General features: G+C 71.3%; 7 protein-coding genes and 1 pseudogene. All 8 read left to right on the top strand.

From position 1 onward, the window contains the following. Window positions 1-344: 344 nt before the first annotated feature. A pseudogene (locus EDC36_RS10090) lies at window positions 345-4676 on the top strand (excinuclease ABC subunit UvrA); the annotation flags it as partial. 40 nt (window positions 4677-4716) lie between these two features. Continuing rightward, window positions 4717-5484 (top strand): molybdate ABC transporter substrate-binding protein, encoded by a 768-nt coding sequence (gene modA, locus EDC36_RS10085; RefSeq protein WP_132963131.1) that lies wholly within the window; start codon window positions 4717-4719, stop codon window positions 5482-5484. A 13-nt stretch (window positions 5485-5497) separates the two neighbouring features. After that, complete coding sequence (gene modB, locus EDC36_RS10080; RefSeq protein ID WP_132963130.1) at window positions 5498-6166, top strand: molybdate ABC transporter permease subunit; 669 nt, start codon at window positions 5498-5500, stop codon at window positions 6164-6166. Window positions 6167-6171: 5 nt separating this feature from the next. After that, window positions 6172-7335: an ABC transporter ATP-binding protein gene (locus EDC36_RS10075; protein ID WP_132963129.1), complete on the top strand. Its 1164-nt coding sequence runs from the start codon at window positions 6172-6174 to the stop codon at window positions 7333-7335. A 132-nt stretch (window positions 7336-7467) separates the two neighbouring features. Continuing rightward, entirely contained in the window at window positions 7468-9009 is a 1542-nt protein-coding gene (locus tag EDC36_RS10070) for a methyl-accepting chemotaxis protein (protein ID WP_132963128.1), read from the top strand. 15 nt (window positions 9010-9024) lie between these two features. Beyond that, window positions 9025-9375, top strand: a complete 351-nt coding sequence (locus tag EDC36_RS10065) for a hypothetical protein (protein ID WP_132963127.1) — start codon at window positions 9025-9027, stop codon at window positions 9373-9375. 112 nt (window positions 9376-9487) lie between these two features. Beyond that, the gene (locus tag EDC36_RS10060) at window positions 9488-10588 is read left to right on the top strand and encodes a YeeE/YedE family protein (RefSeq protein ID WP_243646556.1); all 1101 of its coding nucleotides are present in this window, start codon (window positions 9488-9490) and stop codon (window positions 10586-10588) included. Window positions 10589-10711: 123 nt separating this feature from the next. Beyond that, window positions 10712-11023, top strand: a complete 312-nt coding sequence (rplU, locus tag EDC36_RS10055; protein ID WP_132963125.1) for a 50S ribosomal protein L21 — start codon at window positions 10712-10714, stop codon at window positions 11021-11023.

Genomic DNA, 11023 nt, shown 5'->3' with positions numbered 1-11023 from the left:
CTTGCCGGCGCTGCACGACGCCGCCGACCCCGGCCCGGAACTGCCGGGCCTGGCCCCCGAACCCCCGGAACCACCCAACACACCATGAACAACCCCCCCCCCCCCCCCCCCCCCCGCCCCCCCCCCCCCCCCCCGGGGGGGGGGGGGGCTCCTCATGCAGCGAGCTGAAATCGTCGCCCCCACCCCCCCTAGGCCCCTCGCCCGCCGCCAACGCTGCTCCTACGCCGTTGCCGTCGCACCCACCTTCTCCAGAGTCCCCGTGCGCTGCCAACGCTGCACCCACGGCGTCGCCGCGTTCACCGGATCCGTCGCCCGCCGATGACCCTGTCCAGGGCACCCCGCGCTCAGCCGACGCGCAGGCGCTCAAGCTGGTGCTGGACGAAATCCTGGCGCGGTTGCGGTACCTGGGCGACGTGGGGTTGGACTACCTGACGCTGGACCGCCAAAGCCGCACGCTGTCGGGCGGCGAGGTGCAGCGCATCAACCTGACCACGGCGCTGGGCACCTCGCTGACCCACACGCTGTTTGTGCTCGACGAGCCCTCGATCGGGCTGCACCCGCGCGACCTGGCGCGCATCGGCCAGGCGATGGCGCGGCTGCGCGACGCTGGCAACACCCTGGTGGTCGTGGAACACGACCCCGCCGTGATGCTGGCCGCGGACCGCATCCTCGACATGGGGCCGGGGCCGGGCGAGCGCGGTGGGCGCATCGTGTTCGACGGCACGCCGGCGCAGTTGATGCAGGCCGACACGCTCACCGGCCAATACCTGAGCGGGCGGCGCCAGATCGGTTTTGGGGTCAAGCGTGCCGTCACCGAAGCCACCCCCAAGCTGCTGCTGCAAGGGGCGCGCCAACACAACCTGCAGGGCCTGGACGTCGCCTTTCCGCTGCAGCGCCTGGTGGTCGTCACGGGCGTCAGCGGCTCGGGCAAGTCCACGTTGATTCAGGACGTGCTGGCGCCGGCGCTGCTGCGCCACTTTGGCCAGCCCACCGAGGCGCCGGGCGCGCACGACGCGCTGCTGGGGGCGGACTGGCTCGAAGGTGTGGTGCTGGTGGACCAATCGCCCATCGGCAAGACGGCGCGCTCCAACCCGGTCAGCTACGTCGGCGCGTGGGACGCCATCCGCGCCCTGTTCGCCGCCACCCCGCTGGCGCAGTCGCGCGGCTGGACGGCGGCCAAGTTCAGCTTCAACAGCGGTGACGGCCGCTGCCCAACCTGTGGCGGCTCGGGGTTCGAGCACGTGGAGATGCAGTTCCTGTCGGACGTCTACCTGCGCTGTCCCGACTGCCACGGGCGCCGCTACCGGCCCGAGGTGCTGGAGGTCACGCTGGAACGCGGCGGACGCACGCTCACCGTGGCCGACGTGCTGGAGCTGACGGTGGCCGACGCCGTGCAGTGGTTCGCCGACGACGCCGACGTCGTGCGTGCGCTGCAGCCGCTGCTGGACGTGGGGTTGGAGTACCTGCGCCTGGGCCAGCCGGTGCCGACGCTGTCCGGGGGGGAGGCGCAGCGCCTCAAGCTCGCCGGGCACTTGGCCGAAGCCGCCGCCCGTGCCGTGCCACGCAAAACCCGCCGACCCGACGCCGTCCCCGCGCCGTGGGCGGGCAAGGCGCGCGGGCAGCTCTTTTTGCTCGACGAGCCCACCACCGGACTGCATTTCGACGACATCGCCAAGCTGATGCGCGCGCTGCGCAAGCTGCTGGAGGTGGGGCACTCGCTGATCGTCATCGAGCACAACCTGGACGTGATCCGTGCCGCCGACTGGGTCATCGACCTGGGGCCGGAAGGTGGTGACGGCGGCGGTCGGCTGGTGTTTGCCGGCACGCCCGAAGACCTGCGCCACCACCCCAGCAGCCACACCGGCGCGGCCCTGCGCGCCTACGCCGAGGCGCTGGACGCCGCCCAGCGCGTGCGCGAAGCCGCCGGACCGTGGCGCGCCGCCCCCGCCACGCCCCCCGCGCCGGCCGCGATCCGCATCGTGCACGCGCGCGAGCACAACCTGCGCAACATCAGCGTCGACATTCCCCACGGCCGCTTCACCGTCGTCACGGGGGTGAGCGGCTCGGGCAAGTCCACGCTGGCGTTCGACATCCTGTTCCAGGAGGGGCAGCGCCGCTACCTGGAAAGCCTCAACGCCTACGCGCGCTCGATCGTGCAGCCGGCGGGTCGCCCCGACGTCGACGCCGTCTGGGGCATCCCGCCCACCGTGGCCATCGAGCAGCGCCTCAGCCGTGGCGGGCGCAAATCCACCGTCGGCACCGTGACCGAAATCTGGCACTACCTGCGGCTGCTGTACGTCAAGCTCGGTGTGCAGCACTGCGTGCACGACGGCGCCGCCGTGGAGCCGCAAAGCCCCGAGCGCATCGCGGCGCAACTGCTGCAGCGCTGGCGCGGTCAGCCCATCGCGCTGCTGGCGCCGCTGGTGGTGGCGCGCAAAGGCGTGTACACCGAATGGGCGCAGTGGGCGGCGCAGCGCGGCCACACCCACCTGCGCGTGGACGGCGCGTTCGTGCCGGTGCAGCCGTTCCCGCGGCTGGACCGCTACAAGGAGCACACCGTGGAGCTGCCGGTGGCGGTGCTGGTGCCCGACCCCGCGCGCGACGACGCGCTGCGCGCCGCGCTGCAGCACGCGCTCACCCACGGCCACGGCGTGCTCCACGTGCTGGGCGGGGTGCCCGGCCTGCAGGCGCTGACACCGGGCCAGCCCGGCCCCCGTGGCGGCGAAGTCGAGGTGTACTCCGTGCGCCGCGCTTGCCCGGTGTGCGGCACCAGCTACCCGGAGCTGGACCCGCGCATGTTCTCGTACAACAGCGCGCACGGCTGGTGCCCCGACTGCGTCGGCACCGGCCTGAAGCTGACGCGCGCCCAGCGCGCCTTGTTGGATGACCAACCGGCCGACGACGAGCGGGGCCGCCAACGGACGCTGACCGAGCCCGACCTGGACGACCTCACCGACGAGCCGTGCCCCAGCTGCAGCGGCACCCGTCTGGGGCCGCTGGCGCGCGCGGTGCGCTTCCGTGGTCAGCCCATCACCGAGGTGGCGCGCCTGACCGTGGACGGCCTGGCCGACTGGGTGGCGGCGCTGCGTGCGCCCGACGCGCTGCCGCCGCGCGACGCCGCCGTGGCGCGTGACCTGCTGGCCGAAATCGAAGCGCGCGCGCGATTCTTGCGCCGCGTCGGGCTGGGCTACCTGACGCTGGACCGCGGCGCCCCCACCCTGTCCGGCGGTGAGGCGCAACGTATCCGCCTGGCCGCGCAACTCGGCTCGAACTTGCAGGGCGTGTGCTACGTGCTGGACGAGCCCACCATCGGCCTGCACCCGCGCGACAACCGCATCCTGCTCGATGCGCTGCACGAGCTGCGCGCGCACGGCAACACGCTGGTCGTCGTCGAGCACGATGAAGACACCATCCGCCGTGCCGACCACCTGATCGACATCGGCCCCGGGGCAGGCCGCCTGGGTGGGCGCATCGTGGCCAGCGGCACGCTGGCCGAGGTGTGCGCCGCGCCCGAATCGCAGACCGGGCGCTACTTGGCGCACGCCATGCGCCACCCGCTGCAACCGCGCCGGCCGGTGGACGATGCGACGGCGGCGCTGTGGGTGCGCGGGGCGCGGCGGCACAACCTGCAAAGCATCGACGTGCGCGTGCCGCTGGGGCGGCTGGTCGTCGTCACGGGGGTGAGCGGCTCGGGCAAGTCCACGCTGGCGCGCGATGTGCTGTTGACCAACCTGACCCAGGCGCTCAGCCGCGCGCGCCAAGGGGGCGCCGAGGCGGGCGCCCGCAAGGGTCGCGGGCGCGCGGGTCAACCCCTCGGGGGGGGCTGGAGCGGTTGCGCCGCGCTCGAAGGCTGGGGCGCGGTGCAGCGCGTGCTGGAAGTGGACCAAACCCCGATCGGTAAAACGCCACGGTCCTGCCCCGCCACCTACATCGGCTTTTGGGACGCGATCCGCAAGCTGTTTGCCGACACGCTGGAGGCCCGCGCGCGCGGCTGGGGGCCGGGGCGCTTCAGCTTCAACAGCGGCGACGGCCGCTGCCCCGTGTGCGACGGGCAGGGCCTGCGCACCATCGAAATGGCGTTTTTGCCCGACGTCAAGGTGCCGTGCGACGCCTGCGGCGGCGCGCGCTTCAGCCCCGACACGCTGACCGTGCGCTGGCGCCAGCGCAGCATCGGCGATGTGCTGGCGATGACGGTGGACGAGGCGGTGACCTTTTTCGCGGCCATGCCCGCCATCGCGCACCCGCTGCGGCTGCTGCAGGACGTTGGCCTGGGCTACCTGACGCTGGGCCAGCCCAGCCCCACGCTGTCGGGCGGCGAAGCGCAGCGCATCAAGCTGGTGACCGAGCTGACCAAGGTGCGCGACGACGTTGGCCGCCGGGGCCAGCAAGCCCCGCACACGCTGTACGTGCTGGACGAACCTACCGTCGGTCTGCACATGGCCGACGTGGACAAGCTCATTCGCGTGTTGCACCGCTTGGTGGACGCGGGCCACAGCGTCGTCGTCATCGAGCACGACCTGGACCTGATCGCCGAGGCCGACTGGATCATCGATCTGGGGCCCGAGGGTGGCGCGCAGGGCGGCCGCGTGGTGGGGCAGGGCACGCCCGAGGACTTGGTGCGGCTGGGCACCCACACCGGCCAGGCGCTGGCGCCGGTGCTGGCGCGCGGTGTATAACCGGCACCATGGTGCAAACCTTGGAAGGACCACGGCCACGATGTTGACCCGTCGCCACCTGCTGTGGACCGCGGGCGCCGCCGCGGTGTGGCCGCTGCATGCCCAGCCCGCACCGCCCACGGTGGCGGCGGCTTCGGACCTCAAATTTGCCCTGGAGAACGTGGCGGCGCTGTTCGAGCGCGAAACCGGCCAGCGCGTGCGCCTGGTGTTTGGCTCGTCGGGCAACTTTTACGCCCAGATCCTGCAAGGGGCGCCGTTTCACCTGTTCATGTCGGCCGACGAAACCTTCGTGTTCAAACTCGCCGACGCAGGCAAAACCCTGGACCGCGGTCGGCTGTACGCCCACGGCCGCATCGGCATCTTTGTGCCCAAGGGCTCGCCGCTGCGGGCCGACGGCCAACTGCGCGACCTGGCGGCGGCGCTGCGCGACGGCCGCCTGAGCAAATTCGCCATCGCCAACCCCGAGCACGCTCCCTACGGCACGCGCGCGCGCGAGGCGCTGCACCACGCCGGCCTGTGGGAGGCGATCCAGCCTCACCTGGTGTTGGGCGAAAACATCGCCCAGACGGCGCAATTCGCCACCTCCGGCAGCACGCAAGGCGGCATCATCGCGTTGTCGTTGGCCCGGGCGCCGCAGGTGGCGGCGCTGGGGTCGTTCGACCTCATTCCCGCCACGTGGCACCAGCCGCTGGCGCAGCGCATGGTCCTGCTCAAACACGCCCCCGAGGCGGCCCGGCGCTTCTACGATTTCATCGCCACGCCCGGTGCGCAGGCCATCATGACACGCTTCGGTTTTACCATGCCGTGAAAGGTTGGCTTGCATGGACTGGCCCGCCCTGATGCTGTCGCTGGAGCTGGCCGCAGCCACCTTGGCTGTGCTGCTGCCGCTGGGGCTGGCGCTGGGGCGTTGGCTGGCGCGCACCGCCTGGGCTGGCAAGGCGTGGGTCGAGGCGCTGGTGGTGCTGCCGTTGGTGTTGCCGCCCACCGTGTTGGGCTACTACCTGCTGGTGACGCTGGGGGCCGGCTCGCCGCTGGGGGCGTGGCTGGCCGAACACCTGGGTGTGCGGCTGACGTTCAACTTCGCCGGGCTGCTGCTGGCGTCGGTGGTGTTCAACCTGCCCTTCATGGTGCAGCCCATCCAGCGCGCCTTCGAAGCCATTCCGCGCGAGCTGCGCGAAGCCGCCGCCGTGCACGGCCTGGGCGCTTGGCAAACGCTGTGGCGTGTCGAGCTGCCGCTGGCCTGGCCCGGCATCTTGTCGGCGCTGGTGTTGACCTTTGTGCACACGCTGGGGGAGTTCGGTGTCGTCCTGATGGTGGGGGGCAACATCCCGGGTGAGACGCGCACCATCGCCATCGCCATCTACGACCGCGTGCAGGCGTTCGACCTGGCCAGCGCCGACCGCATGGCGTTGCTGCTGACCCTGCTGTCGCTGCTGGCGGTGGCTGCGTCGTTTGGCGCCACGGCGCGCTTGCGCCGCCGCGGGGGGTGATCGGCATGGCCGACCCCACCGCCTTGCTGCACCTGCACGTCGAGCAACATCGGCCCATGCCGCTGCGGGGCACGCTGCAGGCCGAGGCCGGCGAGCTGGTGGCGTTGTTGGGGCCCTCGGGGGCCGGCAAAACCTCGCTGCTGCGCTGCTTGGCCGGCCTGATGCGGCCCGAGCGTGGCACGTTGCGGGTGGGCGACGAGCTGTGGCTGGACACCGACGCCGGGGTGTGCTGGCCGCCGCAACGCCGCCGCGTGGGCATGGTGTTCCAGCACTACGGCCTGATGCCGCACCTGAGCGCGCTGCACAACGTGGCGCTGGCCCTGCTGCACCTGCCGCCAGCGCAGCGCCAGCAGCAGGCGCGCCGGTGGCTGGACCAGATGCGCCTGACGCCGGCGCAAATGCAGCGCCGTCCGGCGGAGCTGTCGGGCGGGCAGCAGCAGCGCGTGGCGCTGGCCCGCGCACTGGCCCGCCAGCCGCGGCTGCTGCTGCTGGACGAGCCGTTTTCGGCGGTGGATGCCATGCACCGCCAGGGCTTGTACGACTTGCTGGCCGACCTGCGGCGTGAGCTTGTCATCCCCATCGTGCTGGTCACGCACGACTTGCACGAAGCGCGTCAGTTGGCCGACCGGCTCGTCATCATGGACCAAGGCGCGATTTTGCAAAGCGGCACCCCGGCGCACATTCACCGCAGCCCCCGCAACGCGCGTGTGGCCGACCTGACCGGCGTGCGCAACCGCTTCCACGGCGTGTGGCTGGGGCCGCAGGACGACGCCGACCGCGCGCAGCGCATGGGTTGGTTGCAGTGGACCCTGCCCGAAGGCCAACCGACGCCGATGCGTCTGCGCGTGCGCGACAAGGGCAAACTGCCCACAGGACAGCGCGTCACCTGGGTGGTGCAGGGCGACGGACTCAAGCTCGACGCCGAGCTGGGGCTGGCCGCGGGCGCGCCGGCCCCGGACGGCCATACCCCGCTGATGGCCACCGTCCACACCGCACGTCACCTGGGCGACACGACGATGGCGGTGGCGGCGCTGCACGCCCTGCCGGGTGTGGAGCTGCACCTGGCCCGCAGCGGCCCCCTGCGCCAACACCTGCAACCCGGGCAGCCGCTGCGCGTGTGGCTGGACTGCGCCTGGGTGCACGTGATGCCGACAAGGCAGCCCGGGTGACGTCGGGGCGGCGGCTCCGCCGATACCCCCGGGGCCTGGGACGGTTCAAATTTGCTATAAACGTCACCGGTTCTGCCACGCCAAAAATCGGCGCAGGCGGTGCATGTCCACGCCCTAAGAAGAAAAGCAAAGATGAACACCTCTGTCCAAGCCGCTCTGCCCGCCCCCAGCGCCATCCCCAGATCCAAGCCAGGCGCCGCCGTTGGATTGGCCACCGGCTGCGCCGTGGCTGTGGGGGTCGCGGCGCTGCCGTTGGCCGCCGACGTAGCCACCGTGTTCACGTCCGGCGGCACCGTGGCGCTGTGGCGCTGGGCCGTGGACGTGCTGGCCGCAGGCGGCGCTGCGGCGGGGGTGGCCCTCACGATGCGCACCGTCCGGCAGCGGGTGCGCCGCATCCGGCGTGACATGCTGACGCTGTCGATGGGGGACTTGCGCCAGACCATTGCCCCGGACGCCGACGACGCGCTGGGCAGCCTGCAGCGCGAACTGGCCATGCTGCAAGCGGCGCTGACCGACATCATCCGCGCCGTGCGCCACGCCAGCAACGAGGTGGTGCACACCGCCATCGAGGTGGCCCATGGCGCGCGCGACGTGGCCGCACGGGCCGAATCGTCGGCGGCGGCGCTGGAAGAATCCTCGGCGGCGCTGGAGCAGACCTCCTCCACCTCGGCCAACACCGCCGACCTCGTGGCGCAGGCGGCGCAGCTGGCGCAAACCAACGCCGGCTCCGCCGCGCGCGGCGGCGAAATCGTGGGCCGCGTGGTCGAAACGATGCGCCGGCTCGAGGAATCCTCGGCGCGCATCCGCGACATCACCGGCGTCATCGACAGCATCGCATTCCAGACCAACATCCTGGCGCTCAACGCCGCGGTGGAGGCCGCCCGTGCGGGCGAAGCGGGCCGGGGCTTTGCCGTCGTGGCCGGCGAGGTGCGCCAGCTCGCGCAGCGCTCCAGTCAGGCCGCGCGCGAAATCAAGGATCTGATCGAGCGCACCGTGCATGATGTGGCCGCCGGTGTGGAGGTCGTGCAGGGCGTGGGCGGTGTCATGCAGGACATCGTTGCCTCGGCCCAGCGCACGCGCGAGCTGATGGACGAAGTCGCCAACGCCGCGCGTGAGCAGCAACTGGGCGTCAAGCAGATTGGCGAGGCGGTGCAGGAGCTCGACCGCAACACCCAGCAAAACGCGGCGCTAGCCGAAGAAACGGCCACCGCGAGCGCCGCCCAGCGCGATGCCGCGCTGCGCATGGCGGCGCTGGTCGATGAGTTTCGCCTCTCGGGCAGCCATGCGCAGTACGCCAGCGCCGTGCAGGGGCTGGACATCGACGCCATCATCGACGCGCACCGGCAGTGGAAGGTCAAGCTGCGCGACGCCATCGAGAACCAGGCCACGGTGGACGTGGACACGCTGCGGCGCGACGACTGCTGCGCGCTGGGCAAGTGGATTTACGGCGAAGGGCGCAACCGCTTTGGCCATGCGCCGCGCTTTGCCGAGCTGATCGAGCGCCACAAGCACTTCCACCAGGTGGCCGCAGGCGTGGGCGAGATGGTCAACCAAAAGCGCTACCGCGAGGCCGAAGACGCCATCGCCCCGGGCACCCCGTTTGCGCAGGCCACGCGCGGCGTGGTGCAGGTGCTCTCTGCGGCCAAGCGCATCGGGTTTGGCGAGCAGGACTGATCCCGGCGAGGGGCGATGGCCGATCCACAACCCGGGGCGGTGCGTTGGATCCACCCCGACGCCCCTGCCAAGCCCGCGCCCGGCGCGCCGTGCAACGGCTGTGGGGTGTGTTGCGTGTGGCAGCCGTGCCCGCTGGGGGTGGTGCTGAGCCGTCGCCGGCGTGGTGCCTGTCGGGCGCTGCGCTGGCTGCACGCCGAGGGGCGCTACGTGTGCGGTGCGCTGCACGATCCTGCGGCGGTGTTTGGCTGGGGGCACCGCCCGTGGGCGCGCATGCTCAGCCGCGCGCTGCGGCCGGCGATCGCGCGCTGGATCGCCGCCGGTCGCGGCTGCGATTGTGACGTCGAAGTCGACCGCCTTGACGCCTGACGAGCGGCGCGCTCTTGGTGCTGGGTGACGTGGCGTTGACGCGCGTCAACCTTTGAGGCTGGCAGGCGTCCACAATATCGCCCATTGACGATATGTCAATGAAAGGATGCGTATGGATTGGGCGGCATGGATCGAGCGCTGGGGCGAGGCCAACGTGCTGGCCGTCGGTGGGCTGGTGTTGGGCCTTGCGTTCGGGTTTTTTGCGCAGCGCTCCAAGTTTTGCCTGCGCGCCGCGGTCATCGAGTTTTGGCACCGTCGTTTCGGCGACAAGCTGGCCGTGTGGCTGCTGGCGTTTGCCACCGCCGTCGTCGCGGTGCAGGGCCTCATCCTGGCCGGCGCGCTGGAAGTGTCCACCGCGCGGCAACTCAGCGCGCGCGGCAGCCTGTCGGGCGCGCTGGTGGGCGGGTTGCTGTTCGGGCTGGGCATGGTCATGACGCGCGGCTGCGCCAGCCGGTTGCTGGTGCTTTCGGCCAACGGCAACCTGCGTGCGCTGTTGTCCGGGCTGATCTTTGCGGTGACGGCCCAGGCGTCGTTGGGGGGGATACTGGCCCCGTGGCGCGAGGCCATCAGCGCCTGGTGGGTGGTGGAGGGTGGCCCTTCACGCGACCTGCTGGCGTTGTTGGGTGTGGGCCATGGCATGGGGCTGGCGTTTGGCCTGGTGTGGATGGCCGCGGCGCTGCACTTCGCCGTGCGCAGCGGCTGGGGGTTTTGGAAGTGGGCCGGCGGCGCCGCCACCGGGTTGACGGTGGCGCTGGCGTGGTGGTTCAGCTACCAGGTCATGGCGCACTCGTTCGAGCCGGTGCAGATCCAGGGTTTGACGTTCAGCGGCCCCTCGGCCGAATGGCTGATGCGCGTGCTGGCCGAGCCCGGCAAGCCTTGGTCATTCGGGCTCGGGCTGATGCCGGGTGTCTTTTTGGGCTCGTTGGCGGGGGCGCTGCTGGGGCGCGAGTGGAAGCTCGAAGGGTTTGGCGGCGCGTACACGATGCCGCGCTACATCGTGGGGGCGGTGTTGATGGGCTTTGGCTCGATGCTGGCTGGGGGGTGTGCCGTGGGGGCCGGGGTCACCGGTGGCGCCATCTTTGCGCTGACGGCGTGGGTGACGTTGGTCGGCATGTGGGTGGGGGGCGGCTTGGCTGACTGGCTGGTCGACCGCCCCCGCGCGGCGCCGAGCGCCGGTACGCTGGCGGCCAGCGCATCGTCGCACGCGCCGTGAGGCGGCGGACGGCGCAAAGCTCAATCGGGCTATAATAGTAGGTTCGTCGGCCACGCGGCTGGCGAGCATCACGCCAATGTCGGGCTGCACGCCAGCCCTTGCAAGCATGCAAAGAGGAACCCTATGTACGCGGTCATAAAAACCGGTGGCAAGCAGTATCGCGTCGCTGCCGGCGAAAAAATCAAGGTAGAACAGATCGCTGCGGACGTAGGCCAAGAGATCGTGATCGACCAGGTGTTGGCCGTTGGCAACGGCGCCGACATCCGGGTGGGCACCCCCTTGGTCAGCGGCGCGACGGTCACGGCCAAGGTGGTGGCGCACGGGCGCGGCCCCAAGGTCCGCATCTTCAAGCTGCGCCGGCGCAAGCACTACCAAAAGCGCCAAGGCCATCGGCAAAACTACACCGAGCTGGAAGTCAGCTCGATCAACGTCTGA

Origin of the sequence: Tepidimonas ignava, from assembly GCF_004342625.1 — a bacterium.
GTDB classification, from domain to species: Bacteria; Pseudomonadota; Gammaproteobacteria; order Burkholderiales; family Burkholderiaceae_C; genus Tepidimonas; species Tepidimonas ignava.
The sequence above is the reverse complement of the archived record's forward strand: the minus strand, read 5'-3'. Positions and strand labels throughout refer to the sequence as shown.

Coding starts and splice junctions, on each gene's coding strand:
- rplU (WP_132963125.1), top strand. CDS start 10,712: ATGTACGCGGTCATAAAAACCGGTGGCAAGCAGTATCGCGTCGCTGCC.
- EDC36_RS10070 (WP_132963128.1), top strand. CDS start 7,468: ATGAACACCTCTGTCCAAGCCGCTCTGCCCGCCCCCAGCGCCATCCCC.
- EDC36_RS10065 (WP_132963127.1), top strand. CDS start 9,025: ATGGCCGATCCACAACCCGGGGCGGTGCGTTGGATCCACCCCGACGCC.
- modB (WP_132963130.1), top strand. CDS start 5,498: ATGGACTGGCCCGCCCTGATGCTGTCGCTGGAGCTGGCCGCAGCCACC.
- modA (WP_132963131.1), top strand. CDS start 4,717: ATGTTGACCCGTCGCCACCTGCTGTGGACCGCGGGCGCCGCCGCGGTG.
- EDC36_RS10075 (WP_132963129.1), top strand. CDS start 6,172: ATGGCCGACCCCACCGCCTTGCTGCACCTGCACGTCGAGCAACATCGG.
- EDC36_RS10060 (WP_243646556.1), top strand. CDS start 9,488: ATGGATTGGGCGGCATGGATCGAGCGCTGGGGCGAGGCCAACGTGCTG.